Here is a 17,728-nt window from a genome sequence, read left to right on the forward strand (position 1 = left end):
CCGGGACGAAGTCGCGGACGACGCTTACCGCGTCAGCGCCGTAAACCCTTCCAGCAACCGCTCGACATCGGCCGCTTGAATCGCGCCCATCGTGGAGATGCGGAACAACTCCTTCGACAGCCCGCCTTGCCCCGCATAAATCACGAAACCACGCGCCTTCAGCCCGTCGTGCAGCGTCTCGTACGTGACGCCCTGCGGCAACCGATACGCACGCAGCACGACCGACGACGCACCTTCCGGCAGCACCAGCGGCATCCCGCGCGCAGCAAGCCCCGCCTGCGCCTGATCCGCAAGCGCCTTGTAATGCGCATGTCGCGCACGCCAGCCGCCGGCCTCATCGAACTCGCGCAGCGCCTCGACGAGCGCGTAATACGCATGCACGGACGGCGTAAACGGCGTATTGCGCTGATCCTGCAGCTTTGCAAGCCGACCGAGATCGAGATAGTAAGTCCGGCTCGCCGCCTTCGCGAGCGCACTACGGCGCACGATCACGAACGCCGCGCCGGGCACGCCGTGCAGGCACTTGTTCGCGGTGGCGGCAACCGCATCGATGTCGCCACCGGCGAAGTCGATCGCTTCCGCGCCGAAGCTGCTGACGCCATCCACGAGCATCTTCACACCGCGCGCACGGCACACGTCCGCAATCGCGCCGAGATCGTTCAGCCGGCCCGTCGTCGTTTCATGATGAATCACGGCGACATGCGAGTACCCGCCCGCGTCGAGCTTCGCACCGATCTGCGCGAGATCGGGCGCCTGCATCCACTCATGCTTCAACACGTCGTGCGCGATGCCGTACTGCGTGGCGATCTGCGTGATCCGCTCGCCGTACACGCCGTTCTCGATCACGAGCAGCTTGCCGTCCTGCGGCACGAGCGCGGCGATCATGCTCTCGACGGCGGCGGTGCCCGAACCCGTCATCAGCACGGCGGCCCATTCGGCCGGATCGAGTTCGTACGCGGCGACGAGGCGCGCGCGCGCTTCATCCTGCAGGTCGAAGAACTCGCTTTCGCGATGGCACAGATCGGGTTGCAGCAGGCTGCGGCGCACGCGTTCGGTGAGCGTGACCGGGCCGGGGTTCAGCAGCAGCATCAATGAGCTCCTTCAACGTGGGCGGCGGTCTGCGCGGCGCCGATGTGCCGCATCAGACGGGTCTTGACCTCGACCGGCGTGACGGTCGGGCGGGGCAGGCCGTCGGGCACGCCCGTGCGGATCGCCACGCGAACGAATTGCGCACCGTTCCCCGTTGCGGCCAGCGTCGCATCGAGCACGTCGAGCGTATCGCCTTCGACCGCCGACGCATACCCGCACGCGGCGGCAACGCCCGCGAACGACACATGTTGCGACACGGTCGCCTGGCCGCCGGTCGATTCGTGCGCGCCATTGTCGAGCAGCACGTGCGTGAGGTTGGCCGGGCCGTAGGTGCCGAGCGTCGCGAACACGCCCATGCGCATCAGCGCGGCGCCGTCGCCGTCGACGGCCACCACGCGCAGGTCGGGGCGCGCGAGCGCGAGGCCGAGCGCGAGCGGCGTCACGCAGCCCATCGAGCCGACCATGTACAGCTGGTTCGGGCGATCGTCGAGCGCGTAGAGTTCGCGGCCGCAGAAACCGGTCGACGCAAGCACGACGGTCGAATCGACCGGCGTATGCGCGATCACGCGCTGCAGCGCGTCGTGGCGGGTCGGCCATGCATCGGCCGACCCGGCGCGCGACGACGATTGCGCGGCGACGTGCGCGCGCGGCTTCGCGGCCGGATTCGCCTTCAGTTCATACGGCGCGACGCTGCCTTTCTGCATCACGAGCGCATACGGGCGGCCCGTCGCGTCCATGTGCGCGATTGCACGGTCGAGCGCCGGGCCGACCTGTTCGGGGTCGGTCGGGAACGTCTCCCACGGGATCTCCATCGTGTCGAGCATCGCGGGCGTGATCGGCCCCATCAGCGCGTGCTGCGGCTCGTCGGCCACACCCGGCTGGCCGCGCCACGTGACGATCAGCAACTGCGGCAGCCGGAACGTCCAGGTCAGCGACGTGAGCGGGCTCACCGCGTTGCCGAGCCCCGAGTTCTGCATCATCGCGATCCCGCGCTTGCCGCCGAGCGTCGCGCCTGCGATCAGCGCGACCGCGTCGCCTTCGTTCGCGGCCGACACGTAGTGCAGCGTCGGGTCCTGCAGCACGTAATTGATGAACGGCGTCAGGTACGAGCAGGGCACGCCCGCGTACCAGTCGAAGCCGCGTTCGCGCGCGGCCTCGACGAACTGTGCCGCTTCGATCATTGCGCGCCCCCGTTGCCGGCGCCCGGTTCGGACAGCGGCGTCTGGCCGTGCGCGAAGTCGCCCGCGCGGCGGAAGTCTTCCAGGTCGTTGACGCCGCGCCAGTGGCCGTGCACGTACTGCACCTCGATCTTCTCGCCGGCGGCGATCAGTTCGTTCAGCAGCGACGGGATGTCGAGCGTGTCGAAATCGGGGCGTGCCTGCAGCGTCGCGAGCATCGCCTTCAGGCGGTCGACACCGGCGCCGCGCACGTTCAGCAGGCCGATCCAGCGGCCGTGCGGGGTGCCCGCGGCGACGTCGCTCGACACGCGTTGCAGGTAGGTCTTCTGGCCGAACAGGCCGCGATCGTCGGCTGCCGAGCAGAGGGCGAAGTCGCGCACGCTCTGGTTCGACGGCTCGGTCAGCGACGAATCGACCACCACGCTGAACTCGGCCTCGCTCTCCGCGAGGTCGCGCAGGATGTAGCTGCGGAACAGCAGGTCGCCGTACGAGATCACGGTGTCGCCGGTCAGGCGTTCGGCCGCGCAGGCGAGCGACGCGAGCTCGCCCGTCTGCGCATGGCGTTCGTTGACGACGAGCTTGATGCCCGACGTGTCGATCGCATCGGCGCGGTAGCCGCCGACCACGGTGATGTCGTTTACGCCTTGCTTCTTGAAGCCGTCGACGAGCCAGCGCAACAGCGGCTTGCCGGCGACCGGCAGCATGACCTTGGGCTTGTCTTCGGTGACGGCTTCGAGGCCCTTGCCGCGGCTCGCCGCGAGCACGACCGCCGCATTCGACGCGCGCGACGACGACGACAGGTAGATGCGCTCGGCCGCCGAATACTCGTCGGCGTCCTGCAGGCGGAAGATCTCGTTGACCGACGCGACGCGGTCTTCGACGTTGATCAGCGTTTCATTCTCGTGGATCTCGCGCGCGACGGCCTGCATCGCCGACGCGGACGCGCGGATCAGGTGGTTCGCCCAGATCACGGTGCTGATGCCGGCCTGGCGGAACACGTCGGTCGGCGTGCTGTAGTACTTGGTCGGCACGATCACGAGCGGCGCCTTGCCGCTCCATTCGCGCGCGAACTGCAGGATCTCGTCCGGACGCGACAGCTTGCTGTGGATCAGGATCGCATCGGCGCCGGCTTCCGCATACGCGTTCGCGCGGCGCAGCGCTTCGTCCATCCCCCAGCCCGCGATCAGCGCCTCGACGCGCGCGACGATCGAGAAATCGGGATCGGTCTGCGAATCCTTGCCGGCCTTGATCTTGCCGCAGAACTCGTCGATCTCGGCGAGCGGCTGGCGCTCGCCGTCGATGAAGCTGTTCGTCTTCGGGAACTGCTTGTCCTCGATGCAGACGCCCGCGATGCCGCGCTGCTCGAGCTTCTTCACGAGGCGGCGCACGTTGTTGAAGTTGCCGTAGCCGGTGTCGCCGTCGAGCAGGATCGGCAGGTCGCTCGCGTCGGCCATGAACTCGAGCACGTCGACCACCTGGGTCCAGCTCGCCTCGTTGTTGTCGCGCACGCCGAATTGCGCGGAGATCGCGAGGCCCGACGCCCAGATCCCCTTGAAGCCGGCCTCGCGGACGATCCGCGCCGACAGGCCGTTGTGCGCTTCCATCAGGAATTCGAGGTCGCTGCTGACGAGCATGCGACGCAGGCGCGCGCTGCGCGATTCGGTGAAGTTGGGTTCGCGTGCGTTCATCGTGCGGCTCCGGCGGTGGTGCGTTGAATCAGGGGGAGAATGTCTTGCGTCGCGCGTGCGACGTCGTTCGGGAAGTCGATCTCGATCCACGGCGAGCCGGTGACGTCGGCGACGTCGAACGCATGGCCGCCTTCGAGCAGCAGGTCGCGCACGGCTTCCTCGTGCGGCATGTTTGCGCGGCCGCTGTCGACGTAGCCCGCGACGATCGTCGCGAGGCGGCGCGCGGTGCCTTCGGTGAAGCGGAAGAAGCCGACGGATTCGCCGATCGTGTCGTAGTCGAGGTCGACCGCGAGCTGCTTGCGCAGCTCGACCGGCACGCCGTTCTTCAGGCACAGCTTGACGGGTTCGTCGCCGGCCTCGAAGTCGCGATCGATCAGCAGGCGATCGACCGGCTTGTCGGCGTCGGCCACCAGCGCGTGCAGGATGTTCTCGTCGTACAGCACGTCCGCGTCCATCAACAGCACGTCGCCGCCGCGCGTCATCGCATCGGCGACGGTATGCACGGTCAGCACGCTGCCGAGGTCGTAGCGGTCGTTGATCACGATCTCGGCCTGGCGGCCGAGGCGCTTCAGTTCCTGCTCGACTTTCTCGTGCTGAAAGCCGAGCCCGAGCACGATCTCGTCGACGCCCGCGGCATCGAGCACGCGCAGATGGCGCTCGAGCAGCGACACGTCGTCGAAGCGCAGCAGGCACTTCGGGAACTGCGCTTCGGGCGGTTGTTGCAGGCGCAAGCCGAGGCCTGCCGCAAGAATGATGGCTCGCATGGGTTCTCCAACCAAAAAGCCGGCGATCTGAACGATCAGTCGGCGAGCGGCTGCGGCGCATGGCGCCGCTGCCAGTTTCTTTCACTGAAATGCAGATAGAGCAGGCCGGGCAGGCCGAGCGCGAGTTCGCGCGCGCGCTTCGCGAGCGACAGCGCGAGCGCCGCGTCGGGCGGCAACCCGACCAGCGGCGCGAGCAGCAGGTAGCCGCCTTCCTGCGCGCCGAGCGAGCCCGGGATCGCGAAGGCCGCCCCGCGAATCGCCTGGCCGACGCTTTCGAGCAGCAGCGCGTCGAGCCAGCTCACCGGATGCCCGAGGAAGTGCAGCGCGAGCCACACTTCCGCGGTGCCGACGATCCAGCCGGCGAGACTCAATGCGAAGGTCTTCGCGACTTTCGCGCGATCGCGGTACAGCGCGCCGACCGCGTCGTCGATCGCGTCGGCGCGCGTGGCGAGCGACGACCAGTCGCGCGGGCCGAGCAGCTTCGACGCGAGGCGCAGCCCGCGGCCGAACAGCCCGCGCCGCTGCGCCAGATAGAACATCACCGCGAGCGCGCCGAGCACGCCGGTGGCGATCAGCGCGGGCGTGCGCAGGTGCGCGACCGACTCGTGCGTCGCATACAGGCTGAACGCGGCGATGCCGATCAGCGCGAAGGCCATTTGCGCGAGCGCCTGCATCGTCGTGCTGACGGTCACGGCGGCGGCCGCATCGGCCATCCGCGTGCCGCGCTGCGCGAGGTGGCGCACCATCAGCACCGGGCCGCCGATCTGCCCGGCGGGCAGCAGGCTGTTCACCGATTCGCCGACCCAGCGCGCGCGCAGCGCATTGCCGAGTTCGGCGGCGGGCTGCCCGCGGCGGAACATCACGGAGATCGCGACCGCGTCGATCGCGAGCGGCACGACGTGGAACGCCGCGACGAGCGCGAGGCCCCAGCCGGCCGCGAGGAACGTGGACGCTACCGCGCCGATGCCCTGCCAGGCCAGGAGTGCGATGAAGAGTGCGGTCCCGAGGGACAGCAGGATGAGGCCCGCGCGTGTCATGACCCGCTCGTGCGTCGCGTCGCCAGTTGCTTGAACACCTGGCGGAAACCGAAATACGCGATCGCGTCCTTCATGTTCGAGATGAAGCGCTTCCACGGCCGCATGCCGGGGTTCGTCACGTATTCGAACGTGAGCGACACGCGTATTTCGTTCTGGCCGAGCGGCGTGATGCGGTGGCGCAGCTTGTCGCCGTCGAACAGCACGATGCCGCCGTCGGCGATCTGCACGGAGCCCGGTTCGTCGGCGACGTCCGGGTTGCGCGTGTGCAGTTCGTAGTCGAGCCGGCACGACGATTCGTCGATCACGCCGATCAGCAGCGTGTAGCGGCGGCCGTCGTAGTACGACGTGTCGTAGTGCCAGCCGATGTGGTCGCCGGGCTTCGTGTAGTAATACAGCGCGTACGCGTGCGGATCGTCGTCCGGCGACAGCATCAGCTTGTCGCCCGTGATTTTCTCGAGGAAACCGATCAGCGCCTTCGAGCGATACAGCTCGGCGATGTACGGCGCCTGCTCGTCGATCGTATGGCGGCTCACGCTGCCGCCCTGCTTGTGGCCGGGCAGGTAATTGCGGTTCAGGCCGGCCTGCATCGCGCGGGCGGCATTCGCCAGCTTCGCGTGCGCGTCGGCCGGCAGGAACGCGTCGAGGTAGAGGAACGAGCCCTGGCGCGTGTAGTCGTCGCGCAGGCGGTCGAGGTCGAGCCGGCCGACGCAGTCGGCCACGGTGCGATCGGGATCGGCCGCGGCCGCGCGCACGGGCGCGGGGCGTGCCGGGCTCAGCACGGAATCGTCGCGCGTGCTAGGAGTCATTTGGAAGCCTGGATTTCGGTTGGGTTCTGCGCGGCCGGGTTCTGCGGCAGGTTGCCGCGCCGCACGATGCGCCACCAGTCGATCACGACCCAGGCGGCGAACAGCGGAGCGCCGATCGACGCCGCGAGCAGGAACGGCTCGACGCCGTCGACGAGCGTTACGATCGGCAGCAGGTACAGCACGTCTTCCGTCTCGAAGCCGCCGGCGAACGCCTGCTTGGTGCCGGCCTTGCCGGCGATCGATTCGATCCGCATGCGCAGGAAGAAGATCAGCGCGACGGCCGCGCCGGCCACCGCGCCGAGCAGCACCGGCGACGCGGCCATCTGGCCGCCCTGGGCGACGATGCCGACGCCCATGCTGACGAACAGCGCGACCGTGACGAGCGCATCGGCCGCCAGGTCGTAAAAATGACCGATCTTGCTGGACTTGCCGCTGATGCGCGCGAGCTCGCCGTCGGTGTGGTCGACGAAGTTCGACAGCACGATCAGGAACGCGCCTGCATTGCTCCAGCCGAAGCCGCCGTGCGCGAGGCACCAGGCGCCGGCGAGGCCGATCAGCAGACGAACGGTGGTGAGGTGATTCGGGGTGACCGGCGTATCGACGAGCGGTCGGACGAGCGAGCGCGCGAGCCGCGCATCCCAGGTGCGTGGCGGGGGTGGCTCGGGGCGTGTGGCGGTTTTTCTTTGGTCCATCGGCGAAATATATACGGAATTGTAATTTGTTGCTTTTTATTCGATCAATGTCCTGACATACGGGAGTGTTACCGCGTCTTGCAGGCATCGGCCGGGCCAAAAACGCACGGGTGAACGGGGCGGCCATCCGGTCGGCGAACCCGTCTTCCAGTGTGGTTCGCCTCACGCGGCTGTCAAGGCCGGACGGGCCTCGCAGGCGGATCGCGCGGTTTTTTCGCGCCGTGTGGCCGGCGTCGCGCAGCGCATGCGACCTTGATCTCCGTCAGGTCCGGAAAAGCCGCATCGGGCGACAATCGGCCGCGCCGGACGGGTATCGGCGATTACCGAGCCGGAGGCCGTCAATGTCGGCGTAATCGCATCGATTGATGCGCGACGGTCGGTGGATCGCGAATCCATGATTCGCCCGATGCTTTCGCGCGCCTTTCGCATGCATTCGGCGGGAGGCGGATCGCCTGTCACAGAACGCTCGTTCGATACCCGGCAAATCCGGCAAGGATCTTTTGCATCCAGCGGACATTTCGCGGCGATGGCCTCTGCGATACTCCGACCGTGCCCGTGGTGCCGGGCCGCCCCTCGCGGCCCCAAGGGCTTCGCGTCGCTCAGGAGACCCCCCCCGCGACGTCAACGACAGACCAAAGCGTCAGATAACCAGCCATGTCTTCATCACGCATCCTCGCTCCCGCCCTGCGTTCGCTCGTCCGCACCGCCGACGAAGCCGCCGCGCTGATCCGCCCCGGCATGACCGTCGCCATGAGCGGCTTCACCGGGTCGGGCTATCCGAAGGCCGTGCCGGCCGCGCTTGCCGCCCACATCGACGCGGCGCACGCGCGCGGCGAGGACTTCCGGATCAACGTGCTGACGGGCGCGTCGACCGCACCGGAACTCGACGGCGCGCTCGCCCGCACGAACGGCATCTCGATGCGGCTGCCGTATCAGTCCGACCCGACGTTGCGCGACAAGATCAACGGCGGCGAAGTCGATTACCAGGACGTCCACTTGAGTCACGTCGCGCAGTACGCATGGTTCGGGCTGTACGGCGATCTCGACGTCGCGATCGTCGAAGTCGCGGGCATTCGCGAGGACGGGTTGCTGATTCCGTCCGCGTCGATCGGCAACAACAAGACGTGGCTCGAACGCGCGAAGCACGTGATCCTCGAGGTCAATTCGCGCCAGCCGCTCGGCCTCGACGGGATGCACGACATCTACTACGGCACCGCGCTGCCGCCGCACCGCAAGCCGATTCCGCTCACGAAGAGCGACGACCGGATCGGCGAGCCGTACCTGCGCTGCCCGGCCGACAAGATCGTCGCGGTCGTCGAGACCGATGCGCCCGATCGCAGCAATGCGTTCACCGCGCCGGATGCGACGTCCAAGCAGATCGCGCTGCAGCTGATCGAATTCCTGCGCCACGAAGTGAAGCGCGGCCGTCTGCCGGAAAACCTGCTGCCGCTGCAGTCGGGCGTCGGCAACATCACGAACGCGGTGCTCGCGGAACTGAGCTCGGCCGGCTTCTCGAACCTGACCGCGTACACGGAAGTGATCCAGGACGGCATGCTCGACCTGCTCGACGACGGCACGCTGAGCTTCGCATCGGCCACCGCGCTGTCGCTGAGCCCGGCCGCCGTGCAGCGCTTCGCCGACGAAATCGCGACGTTCCGCGAGAAGATCGTGTTGCGCCCGCAGGAGATCAGCAACCATCCGGAACTCGTGCGCCGGCTCGGCTGCATCGCGATGAACGGGATGATCGAGGCCGACATCTACGGCAACGTGAACTCGACGCACGTGATGGGCACGAAGATCCAGAACGGCATCGGCGGCTCGGGCGACTTCGCGCGCAACGGCTACCTGTCGTGCTTCATGTCGGCCAGCACCGCGAAGGGCGGGGCGATCTCGCGGATCGTGCCGATGGCGAGCCACGTCGACCATACCGAGCACGACGTCGCGGTCGTCGTCACCGAGCAGGGGCTGGCCGACCTGCGCGGCCTGTCGCCGAAGCAGCGCGCGCGCAAGATCATCGCGAGCTGCGCGCACCCGGACTACCGGCCGATGCTCGAGGACTACTTCGAGCGCGCGTCGCGCGACAGCTTCGGCAAGCACACGCCGCATCTGCTCGCCGAGGCGCTGTCGTGGCACGAGCGCTACGTGCGAACCGGGACGATGAAGGCCTGACGCGGCCCCGGACGGGCGCATGCGCGCTCGTCAATCCATCGCCGCATGCGCGACGTCGACGCTCGCCGCCTTCTGCGGCGGGCGGATCAGCAGCAATAGCGGGATCATCAGCAGCGTCGCGACGAACATCAGTTTGAAATCGTTCAGGTACGCGATCATCGTCGCCTGCTGGTTGATCGTGCGGTCGAGCAGTGCGATGTCGACGCGGCTGCCGGCGATCGCCTGCACGGCCGGGTCGAACGGCGTGACGTGGGCCGCGAGATCGGCATGCGCGACCTGCGTATTGCGCGTCATCAGCGTCTGCACGATCGAGATGCCGATACTGCTGCCGATGTTGCGCATCAGGCTGTAGGTGGCCGTGCCGTCGGCGCGCAGGTCGGGCGGCAACGTCGAGAACGACAGCGCGCTCAGCGGCACGAACACGAGCCCGAGACCGAAGCCCTGGATCACGCCGGGCCACACGATGTCCGCTTCGGACAGCACGACCGTGTACTGCATCATCTGCCACAGCGCGAGCGCGGAAATCGACAGCCCCGCGAGCAGCAGCATCCGCGCATCCACGTATTTCAGCAGCCGCCCGACGAACAGCATCGCGATCATCGTGCCGGCGCCGCTCGGCGCGGTGACGAGGCCCGTCGTCGCGACCGGGTAGCCCATCAGGTTCTGCAGCATCGGCGGCAGTAGCGCGCGCGTCGCATACAGCACCGCGCCGACCACGAAGATGAACAGCGTGCCCGTTGCGAAATTCGGGTCGCGCAGCAGTTCCGACTTGAAGAACGACGCCTTGCCGACGCTCGCCGTATGCGCGAGGAAGAACGCGAAGCCGAGCGCCGCGACGAGCGCCTCGATGCGGATCTCGTACGAACCGAACCAGTCGAGCTGTTCGCCGCGGTCGAGCATCGCCTGGAACGCGCCGATCGCGAGCGCGAGCGTCGCGAAGCCGAACGCGTCGAATTTCACGTGCGGGCGCGGCGCGCGCGCCGGCAGGAAGGTCATCACGCCGGCGAGCGCGAATGCGCCGATCGGCACGTTGATGAAGAACACCCAGCGCCAGTTGTAGCTGTCGGTGAGCCAGCCGCCGAGCGTCGGGCCGAGGATCGGGCCGACCATCACGCCCATCCCCCAGATCGCCATCGCCTGGCCCTGTTTCTCGCGCGGGTTGATGTCGAGCAGGATCGATTGCGACAGCGGCACCAGCGCGGCGCCGAACACGCCTTGCAGCAGCCGCGCGCCGACGATCTGCACGAGCGTCTCCGACAGCCCGCACAGCGCCGACGCAACCGTGAAGCCGGCGATCGACACGATCAGCAGCCGCTTCACGCTCAGCCGGTCGGACAGCCAGCCGGTGAGCGGCGTCGCGATCGCTGCGGCGACGATGTAGGAGGTCAGCACCCACGTGATTTCGTCCTGCGACGCGGACAGCGTGCCCTGCATGTGGGGCAGCGCGACGTTCGCGATCGTGCTGTCGAGGGTCTGGATCAGCGTGGCGAGCATGATCGACAGGGTCAGCATCGGCCGGTTCAGGGCGGGCGAAGCAGGGGCGTCGGCGGCGGGGTTCAAGCGGGTGTCTCCGTGGGGCGGTCGCCGTGGGCGGCGATCCGGTATGGCGCAAATTATAAGCATGCTTATTATATAGCCGCTTATTGCCGGGTCGCCAGCCTCGGGTCGGTTCCGGCTTGACCCTATAATCGCCGCATGGACAAGACCTACGAGAACCGGATCGGTTACCTGATCGCCGACGTGGCTCGCCTGAACGGGCGCCTGTTCGACCGGCGCGCGAAGCGCATCGGGCTGACGCGGGCGCAAAGCCGCGTGCTCGCGTACCTGACGTGGAAGGGCGAGATGAACCAGGCGCGGCTCGCCGAATGGCTCGAGATCACGCCGATCTCGCTCACGCGGCTGCTCGACCGGATGGAAAGCTATGGGTGGATCGAGCGCGTCGCGAACGACGACGACCGCCGCGCGTTCGTGATCCGGCTGACCGACAAGTCGCGCGAGATCTTTCCGCAGATGCTGGAGGTGGGCGACACCGTCGCCGACGACGGGCTGCGCGGCTTCACGCCCGATGAGCGCGAGACGCTGGTGCGCCTGCTCGGGCGCGTGCGCCGGAACCTGATCGACTGCGGCGGCGAGTGACGCGGGTGCGCGGTCGGGCGTACCGGTTGCAACTACAAAAAAGAGAACACTGAGAGATGACCGAGGCACGACGAATGGGCCGGAAAGCCCGTATTGCGATTCTCATCGCGCTCGCGCTGGTATTGATCGTCGGGGGCGGCACCGCCTGGCTCGGGCACGACGATGCGCCCGGGGCGTTCGACGCGGCGATGGCGAAGGCGAAGCGCGGCGATCTGGACGGCGAATTCAGCGTCGCGCTGATGTACGAGCACGGCGACGGCGTCGAACGGAATCCCGCCGAAGCCGCGAAATGGTACCGGCGGGCCGCCGATCAGGGCGACGCGGCGTCGCAGAACAATCTCGGCACGCTGTACGAAACCGGCATCGGCGTCGAGCAAAGCCGTGCGGAGGCCGTGAGCTGGTATCGACGCGCGGCCGCGCAGGGCAATGGGGATGCGTTGTGCAATCTCGGCCGCGCATACGAGGACGGCGAAGGCGCGCCGCAGGATAGCGCGGAAGCGGTGCGGCTCTACCGGCGCGCGGCCGAACAGGGCCTGCCGAGAGGGCAGCTGTATCTGGGGCTGATGTACGACGCCGGGACCGGCGTGCCGCAGGATGCCGCGGAAGCCGCCAAATGGTATCGGCGCGCGGCCGATCAGGGCGAGCCGCAAGCACAGAACGCCCTCGGTTACCTGTACGACAGCGGGCGCGGCGTGACGCAGAGCGACACCGAGGCATTCAAGTGGTACCGACTCGCCGCGGAACAGGGTGACGCGAACGCGCAGAACAATCTCGGCCTGATGTACGAAAACGGGCAGGGCGTGCGCAAGGACGACGCCGAAGCGACGAGATGGTATCGGCTCGCTGCGGCCCAGGGGGCCGCGACCTCGCTGTTCCGGCTGGGCGTGCAGTACTACGCGGGCAGCGGTGTCGCATCCGATCCGATCGCCGCGAATGCGTTGTTGAGCCTGGCGGCCGCCGCAGGCGAGACGCGCGCGCAACAGTACCTCGATCAGGGCGCGAAGCTCACCGCGCCGGCCGATATCGAGAAAGCCGCCAGGCTGAGGGCCGCGATGAGCCGGCCGGGCAACCTGCTCGACGCGCTCGATCGCCACGAGGAAACGGCGCAGCGCGGCGACGGCGGCTGATTCCACCGGGCTTGTCTTCGTGAAGTCGAGCGACTATCTTGCAACTTCAAGTTCACTTGAGGTCAAGCATGAGCCGACTGGACATCGCGGACGTGGCGCGGCGCTCGGGATTGCCCGCGTCGACGCTGCGTTACTACGAGGAAAAGGGGCTGATCGTGCCGATCGGCCGGCACGGGCTGCGGCGGCAATACGACGCGTCGGTGCTGGAGCGCCTGGCATTGATCGCGCTCGGCCGGGAGGCCGGTTTCTCGCTCGACGACATGCTCGCGATGGTCGGCGGCGACGGTCGGCCCGCGATCGATCGCGCGAAGCTCGATGGCAAGGCCGACGAGCTCGACCGCACGATCCGCCGTCTCGGCGCGGTGCGCGATGCGCTGCGGCATGCGGCCGTGTGCCCGGCGGCGAACCATCTCGAGTGCCCGTCGTTCCAGAAGCTGCTGCGCATTGCCGCGCATCGTCGTCCGGCACGCCGCGCGAAGGCGGAAAGCGCGTAGGCGGCGAGCCTGCGCGAGGGCGGGCGTAGCGGTAGCGATTCGACGGGAGGGTGGTGACGTGGCGACGTAACGGGTTCGACATGCCCGAATCGTCAAGAGGGATGCCGTTCGTGCCGTGTTCGACGTCGGCAAAACCGTCGACGCATGACTCATCCCGCGTAATACACGCGGCATTCCATCTCGCGTCCGCGCACGATCCGCTTGCCGACGAGCGCGCCGTACGTTTCGGTGAAGACGGTGCGCTGGTGCTCGCACTGCACGGCGTCGTAGAAGTAGAGCGAGACCCAGTCGGTCGGGCGCCCGGCTTCCGGCGTGCGCATCGCGGCATGCTGGCTCAGCACCGTGAAGTGCCAGCCGCCCTTGGTCATGTGCATCACGGGCGGCGGCACGTAACCGTCCGCGTTCAGGCGCCGGTGCGTGAGCCTCGGCAGCACGCCGGCGGCCGCCTTGTTGCGGTATTGGCGGTCGATGTAAAGCAGCAGTTCGACGGGCGGTTCCGTGCCGGGATCGGCGTTCTGCATGTGACCTTGCCAGCGCCGGCGGCGACTCAGCACGTCGTCGAGTGCGGCGCGGATGCCGGCCGCTCGGCGCGGGCCGACGCCCGCGATCGTTTCGAGCTGGCCGTTGCGGGCCGCGCGTTCGAGCTCTTCCAGCGTGTCGATGTGCAGTGCGTCATGAATGCGCAGCGCGAGCGCGTGGCCGATGCCCGGCACCGCGTCGAAGGCCGATGCGCGTTCCGCATCGCCGCGCAAGCGATCGAGCTGGCGCCAGCGTCCCGTCACCAGCAGCTCGGCGATCGCCTGCGCGACGCCCGCGCCGATGTCGGGCAGCGCGCCGAGCGCCTCGACGCCGCCGGTTTCGAACACGCCGCGGATGTCGCGCTCGAGCGCGTCGACGGTATCGGCCGCCGCGCGGTACGCGGCGACCCGGTACGGGTTCGCGCCCTGGTCGACGAGCCACTGCGCGGCCTCGCGCAGGCAGGCCGCGATGGACCGGTTTTCCTCGTACGTCTGGCTAACGGTCGACTGCATGGCGAGGGGCCCGGAAAGCACAAACGGAATGGACGCGGCGAGCGACGCGCCGGTCGGCTGTCAACCATTGTGGCGACGCGCAACGAAGAAAGTTTGATGCGCGTCAATGACAAACGTAGCACAGGCGCGCAGCGCACGGTCGTGCCGGAACGCGGCACGATCGGCGCTGCGCTCGATGCGGTCAAGCGTCGAGAAACGACTGCGCGTTCTCGGCCTCGGCGGCCGTACGCAGCGCGGCGAGCGCCCGTTTCTCGATCTGCCGCACGCGCTCCCGCGACATCCCCGCGTCCTGCGCGATCGCGTCGTAGGTGTCGGGCTCGGCGCCGCCGAGGCCGAACCGCCGGCGCAGCACGTCGGCCTCGGTCGGCGTGACCGACCGCAGCAGCGACCGCACGCAGTCGCGCATGCGCGTGTCGGCCAGTTGCTCGAACGGGCTGGCCGAGGCCTGATCCTCGATCAATTCGACGAGGCCGGTGTCCGCGTCGGGCAGCGGCGTGTCGAGCGAGACCGGCTCGGCGGGCAGCGCGAGCACCGCGCGCAGCTTGTCCTCGTCGAGGCCGGTTTCGGCCGCGAGCTCGGCCGGCGTAGCCCGCCGGCCCGTGCGCTGGCGAAAGCGCAGCGCATGCCGCTGTACGCGCTGGTACTGATCGCCGACGTGCACCGGCACGCGAATCGTGCGCGAGCGATCCGCGACCGCGCGCGCGATCGCCTGGCGAATCCACCAGGTCGCATAGGTCGAGAACTTGAATCCGCGCCGGTATTCGAATTTCTCGATCGCGCGCATCAGGCCGAGACAGCCGTCCTGCACGAGGTCGGACAGGTCGACGCCGCGGTTCAGGTACTTGCGCGCGATCGACAGCACGAGCCGCAGATTCGCCTCGAGCATCGCCCGCGTCGCGTCGCGCACCTTCTGCTGGCCGTCGTTCAGTGCGGCTGCGAGCGCGCGCCGGGCGACCGCGTCGAAGCACGCCGCATCGGCCGCCGACGGATCGTGAGGGGCGGCCGCGAGTGCGCGGACCGCACGGCTCGCGTCGTCGGCGGCCGGCGCGACCCACGGGAGCGAACCGAGCAGGGCGGCCACGTGGTTGCGCGCGTCGCGGTATTCGGCCGAACGGCTGCCATGCGCATGCAATGCGCCGCGCAGCGCCGACACCGCTGCGTGCAGCGCATCGTAGCGGGCGGGCGCGGACGCACCGGCGTCGTCGTCATCGGGCGAGCCGGTCGAGCCGGCGCTGCCCGCCACGCGATGACGCTCGATCAGCGCGTCGATCGCGGGCGGATAGCCGGCAATCGCGTGCAGTACCTGATGGCGGCCCGTTTCGATCTCGCGGGCGAGGACGATTTCGCCTTCGCGCGTGAGCAGCGGCACCGCGTGCATGCGCCGCATGTAGAGCGCGAGCGGATCGGTCGACGCGCTCGTGCCGCGCGCGAGGTCGCCGAGCATGGCCCGGCCTTCGTCGAGCGCGTCGCGATCGACCTCGACCGGCGCCGCGCCGGCGAACGGCGCAGGCACGGCCGGCTCGTCGAGTACCGCGATGCCGATGTCGGCAAGCGCGGCGCGCACGACGTCGAGCGCGTCGGGGCTGTCGCTTTCGGGCGGCAGCGCGTCGACGAGGTCGGCGTGCGTCAGATAACCTTGCTCGCCGGCGAGCGCCAGCAACTGGATGATCGGATCGAGCGGTGTGTCCGCCCGGGAAGTGGGGCGTGGCGTAGTCATGTCGATGGCGGCGCGAGCCGCGTTCCTGTCTGGGCGGGCCGAAGCTCGCCGGTTTGCGGGGGGCCGGTGGATCGCGGACGCCCGTCCGCGCCGGTCAGCCCGACATCGTTCAAGTTGAGGGCATTTGCGCCAACTTCAACGTCGGCGCCGCCGACGGCCCAGCACGCGGCGTGCCTGCTTCGCCGGTCGGAGCAGGAAACAAAAAGTAACCGATCATACGCGCGGAAATCTGCAGGGGACGTAAGCTAGAGTCAGGCGCGCGCCCGGCGGCGGCGCGCGGATTCTGCCGGAGTACGAGATGAACCCCATTTCCGCCGCGAGGCCCGCCGCCGTCGCGCTGGCCGCACTGGCGCTTGGCGGCTGCTACTACACGAGCCCGTACGGTTATGCACCTTATTACGCGCCGGTGCCTGCCGCGGTGACGCAGCGCGACACGCCAGTCGCAACGGCCGCACCGGCCCCGGCCCCGTCGACCGTGCCGCAGGCGCAGGTCGACGCCGACACGGCGGTGCCGGTGTATGTCGCCCCGGCCTACGTGCCGCCACCGTATCCGTATTACTACCCGGCGTACTACTCCGGCTGGTACGGGCCGCCCGTGACGATCGGCTTCTGGGGCCGCTGGGGCGGCGGATACTGGGGCGGGCGCGGCGGGTACTGGCATCGTCCGTGGGGCGGCGGTCATTGGGGTGGCGGTCACTGGGGCGGTGGCCATCGCCACTGACCGGCGCGCGTCGGCGCGACGCGGGAGAGCATCATGAGGAACACGATTGTCCGAAGTCTGTGCGTCGTCCTGGCCGGCCTCGCGGCCGCACCGGGCGTCGCCGACGCGCAGAGCAGCGCTTACACGAATTCGCCGGCCGAGTTGTATGCCGGGCCTGCGCCCGATTATCCGGTGGTCGCGCAGATTCCGCCCGGCACCGCGCTGGACGTATTCGGCTGCCTGAGCGACTACACGTGGTGCGACGTCGCATTGCCGGGCGTGCGCGGCTGGATCGATGCGCAGTTGCTCGACTATCCCTACCAGGGCGGCTACGTGCCGTTGCTCGAATATGGCGCGATCATCGGCGTGCCGGTGACCGGGTTCGCGATCGGCGCGTACTGGGATCGCTATTACCGGCACCGCCCGTGGTATCCCGATCGCGATCGCTGGGCGCATCGTCCGGAGCCGAGGCTCGGCCCCGGCGGCGTGCCGCCGGCGCAAGGGCGTCCGCAACCGGGCGTACCGATGCAGGTCGCGCCGGGCGGCTCGCCGCCCGTGCACGACACGCGGCCGTCGGCGACGCGCGGCGGCTGGAACGGCGCGAACCGCGTGCCGGCGCCGGCGGCACCGGCACCGGTACCGACGCCGATGCCGATGCCGATGCCGATGCCGATGCCAGGTGGGGTGGGTAATGCGCGTCTGGCCAGCCCGCCGGCGCAGACGCCGATGCCGGGTGGGATGGGTAATGCGCGTCCGGCCAGCCCGCCGGCGCAGACGCCGATGCCGGGTGGGGCGGGTAATACGCGTCCGGCCAGCCCGCCGCCGGCGGTGCTGCGCCCGCCGCCTGCACCGGGCGGAGAGGGTCGCGCGATGCCGCCGCCGGTACGCCAGGGAGGCGGGGGCGGCGGTTATGCACGGCCGCAAGGCGGCGGAAACGGTGGCGGCAACCACGGCGGCGGCGGGGGTGGCGGCCCCGACGAACTCCGTCACTGACGGGGCCGCACCGCGGGTGCCGGACGAAAAAAAGCCGCTCCGAAGAGCGGCTTTTGGATCGGGCAAGCGCGGCGAGGTAAGGTGCTACCGGTCGCCGGTCGCTCGCG

Annotated in this window: 16 protein-coding genes; 6 read left to right on the forward strand and 10 right to left on the reverse strand. The window is 68.9% G+C overall.

Going from position 1 to position 17,728, the window contains the following annotated elements:
• Positions 1–24: 24 nt before the first annotated feature.
• Genes WS54_RS05085 through WS54_RS05115 form a run of 7 tightly spaced genes read right to left on the reverse strand, consistent with a single transcriptional unit; the run spans position 25 to position 7,254 of the window.
• Complete coding sequence (locus WS54_RS05085; RefSeq protein ID WP_059783824.1) at positions 25–1,089, reverse strand: 2-aminoethylphosphonate aminotransferase; 1,065 nt, start codon at positions 1,087–1,089, stop codon at positions 25–27.
• Positions 1,089–2,270 (reverse strand): phosphonopyruvate decarboxylase, encoded by a 1,182-nt coding sequence (gene aepY / locus WS54_RS05090; protein ID WP_059783822.1) that lies wholly within the window; start codon positions 2,268–2,270, stop codon positions 1,089–1,091. The genes WS54_RS05085 and aepY overlap by 1 nt, the downstream gene beginning before the upstream one ends.
• Positions 2,267–3,955, reverse strand: coding sequence for a phosphoenolpyruvate mutase (aepX, locus tag WS54_RS05095; protein ID WP_034205044.1), 1,689 nt, complete (start codon positions 3,953–3,955; stop codon positions 2,267–2,269). Before aepX ends, aepY begins: the two co-directional genes overlap by 4 nt.
• A complete protein-coding gene (locus tag WS54_RS05100; RefSeq protein ID WP_059783820.1) occupies positions 3,952–4,719 on the reverse strand; it encodes a phosphocholine cytidylyltransferase family protein in 768 nt (255 codons plus the stop codon). Before WS54_RS05100 ends, aepX begins: the two co-directional genes overlap by 4 nt.
• Positions 4,720–4,754: 35 nt before the next feature.
• Positions 4,755–5,756 carry an HpnL family protein gene (locus WS54_RS05105; protein WP_034205042.1) on the reverse strand — a complete coding sequence of 334 codons (1,002 nt, stop codon included), beginning with the start codon at positions 5,754–5,756 and terminating at the stop codon, positions 4,755–4,757.
• The gene (locus WS54_RS05110; RefSeq protein WP_059783819.1) at positions 5,753–6,562 is read right to left on the reverse strand and encodes a HalD/BesD family halogenase; all 810 of its coding nucleotides are present in this window, start codon (positions 6,560–6,562) and stop codon (positions 5,753–5,755) included. The genes WS54_RS05105 and WS54_RS05110 overlap by 4 nt, the downstream gene beginning before the upstream one ends.
• On the reverse strand, positions 6,559–7,254 hold the full coding sequence (locus WS54_RS05115) for a CDP-alcohol phosphatidyltransferase family protein (protein ID WP_034205040.1): 696 nt from the start codon (positions 7,252–7,254) through the stop codon (positions 6,559–6,561). The genes WS54_RS05110 and WS54_RS05115 overlap by 4 nt, the downstream gene beginning before the upstream one ends.
• 654 nt (positions 7,255–7,908) lie before the next feature.
• Here WS54_RS05115 and WS54_RS05125 point away from each other — a divergent pair.
• Positions 7,909–9,423, forward strand: a complete 1,515-nt coding sequence (locus WS54_RS05125; protein ID WP_059783817.1) for an acetyl-CoA hydrolase/transferase family protein — start codon at positions 7,909–7,911, stop codon at positions 9,421–9,423.
• Between the two features lie 30 nt (positions 9,424–9,453).
• On the opposite strand, the gene WS54_RS05130 is transcribed toward WS54_RS05125, so the two are convergent.
• Positions 9,454–10,983 carry a DHA2 family efflux MFS transporter permease subunit gene (locus WS54_RS05130; protein WP_059783816.1) on the reverse strand — a complete coding sequence of 510 codons (1,530 nt, stop codon included), beginning with the start codon at positions 10,981–10,983 and terminating at the stop codon, positions 9,454–9,456.
• Between the two features lie 135 nt (positions 10,984–11,118).
• Here WS54_RS05130 and WS54_RS05135 point away from each other — a divergent pair, with 135 nt between their 5' ends.
• The 3 genes from WS54_RS05135 (at position 11,119) to WS54_RS05145 (ending at position 13,180) form a co-directional block, all read left to right on the forward strand.
• Positions 11,119–11,559, forward strand: coding sequence for a MarR family winged helix-turn-helix transcriptional regulator (locus WS54_RS05135; protein WP_034205037.1), 441 nt, complete (start codon positions 11,119–11,121; stop codon positions 11,557–11,559).
• 74 nt (positions 11,560–11,633) lie between these two features.
• Complete coding sequence (locus WS54_RS34415; protein ID WP_269467448.1) at positions 11,634–12,686, forward strand: tetratricopeptide repeat protein; 1,053 nt, start codon at positions 11,634–11,636, stop codon at positions 12,684–12,686.
• 68 nt (positions 12,687–12,754) lie between these two features.
• Complete coding sequence (locus tag WS54_RS05145) at positions 12,755–13,180, forward strand: helix-turn-helix domain-containing protein (RefSeq protein ID WP_059783812.1); 426 nt, start codon at positions 12,755–12,757, stop codon at positions 13,178–13,180.
• A 149-nt stretch (positions 13,181–13,329) separates the two neighbouring features.
• Here WS54_RS05145 and WS54_RS05150 read toward each other — a convergent pair whose 3' ends face one another.
• Both WS54_RS05150 and WS54_RS05155 read right to left on the reverse strand, forming a co-directional pair.
• Positions 13,330–14,211, reverse strand: coding sequence for a helix-hairpin-helix domain-containing protein (locus WS54_RS05150; RefSeq protein WP_059783810.1), 882 nt, complete (start codon positions 14,209–14,211; stop codon positions 13,330–13,332).
• A 181-nt stretch (positions 14,212–14,392) separates the two neighbouring features.
• Complete coding sequence (locus WS54_RS05155; RefSeq protein ID WP_059783808.1) at positions 14,393–15,928, reverse strand: sigma-70 family RNA polymerase sigma factor; 1,536 nt, start codon at positions 15,926–15,928, stop codon at positions 14,393–14,395.
• A gap of 298 nt (positions 15,929–16,226) precedes the next feature.
• Between WS54_RS05155 and WS54_RS05160 the strand changes: the two genes are divergently transcribed.
• Positions 16,227–16,649, forward strand: a complete 423-nt coding sequence (locus tag WS54_RS05160; protein ID WP_034205033.1) for a hypothetical protein — start codon at positions 16,227–16,229, stop codon at positions 16,647–16,649.
• A gap of 33 nt (positions 16,650–16,682) precedes the next feature.
• Positions 16,683–17,621 carry an SH3 domain-containing protein gene (locus WS54_RS05165; RefSeq protein ID WP_059783806.1) on the forward strand — a complete coding sequence of 313 codons (939 nt, stop codon included), beginning with the start codon at positions 16,683–16,685 and terminating at the stop codon, positions 17,619–17,621.
• Positions 17,622–17,728 lie beyond the last annotated feature (107 nt).

The sequence above is a fragment of the Burkholderia sp. NRF60-BP8 genome, assembly GCF_001522585.2.
In the GTDB taxonomy this organism is placed as follows: domain Bacteria; phylum Pseudomonadota; class Gammaproteobacteria; order Burkholderiales; family Burkholderiaceae; genus Burkholderia.

What these genes read in the sequence shown, in the direction of transcription:
- WS54_RS05085 (WP_059783824.1), bottom strand. Translation starts at nt 1,089, where the DNA reads ATGCTGCTGCTGAACCCCGGCCCGGTCACGCTCACCGAACGCGTGCGC.
- aepY (WP_059783822.1), bottom strand. Translation starts at nt 2,270, where the DNA reads ATGATCGAAGCGGCACAGTTCGTCGAGGCCGCGCGCGAACGCGGCTTC.
- aepX (WP_034205044.1), bottom strand. Translation starts at nt 3,955, where the DNA reads ATGAACGCACGCGAACCCAACTTCACCGAATCGCGCAGCGCGCGCCTG.
- WS54_RS05100 (WP_059783820.1), bottom strand. Translation starts at nt 4,719, where the DNA reads ATGCGAGCCATCATTCTTGCGGCAGGCCTCGGCTTGCGCCTGCAACAA.
- WS54_RS05105 (WP_034205042.1), bottom strand. Translation starts at nt 5,756, where the DNA reads ATGACACGCGCGGGCCTCATCCTGCTGTCCCTCGGGACCGCACTCTTC.
- WS54_RS05110 (WP_059783819.1), bottom strand. Translation starts at nt 6,562, where the DNA reads ATGACTCCTAGCACGCGCGACGATTCCGTGCTGAGCCCGGCACGCCCC.
- WS54_RS05115 (WP_034205040.1), bottom strand. Translation starts at nt 7,254, where the DNA reads ATGGACCAAAGAAAAACCGCCACACGCCCCGAGCCACCCCCGCCACGC.
- WS54_RS05125 (WP_059783817.1), top strand. Translation starts at nt 7,909, where the DNA reads ATGTCTTCATCACGCATCCTCGCTCCCGCCCTGCGTTCGCTCGTCCGC.
- WS54_RS05135 (WP_034205037.1), top strand. Translation starts at nt 11,119, where the DNA reads ATGGACAAGACCTACGAGAACCGGATCGGTTACCTGATCGCCGACGTG.
- WS54_RS34415 (WP_269467448.1), top strand. Translation starts at nt 11,634, where the DNA reads ATGGGCCGGAAAGCCCGTATTGCGATTCTCATCGCGCTCGCGCTGGTA.
- WS54_RS05145 (WP_059783812.1), top strand. Translation starts at nt 12,755, where the DNA reads ATGAGCCGACTGGACATCGCGGACGTGGCGCGGCGCTCGGGATTGCCC.
- WS54_RS05150 (WP_059783810.1), bottom strand. Translation starts at nt 14,211, where the DNA reads ATGCAGTCGACCGTTAGCCAGACGTACGAGGAAAACCGGTCCATCGCG.
- WS54_RS05155 (WP_059783808.1), bottom strand. Translation starts at nt 15,928, where the DNA reads ATGACTACGCCACGCCCCACTTCCCGGGCGGACACACCGCTCGATCCG.
- WS54_RS05160 (WP_034205033.1), top strand. Translation starts at nt 16,227, where the DNA reads ATGAACCCCATTTCCGCCGCGAGGCCCGCCGCCGTCGCGCTGGCCGCA.
- WS54_RS05165 (WP_059783806.1), top strand. Translation starts at nt 16,683, where the DNA reads ATGAGGAACACGATTGTCCGAAGTCTGTGCGTCGTCCTGGCCGGCCTC.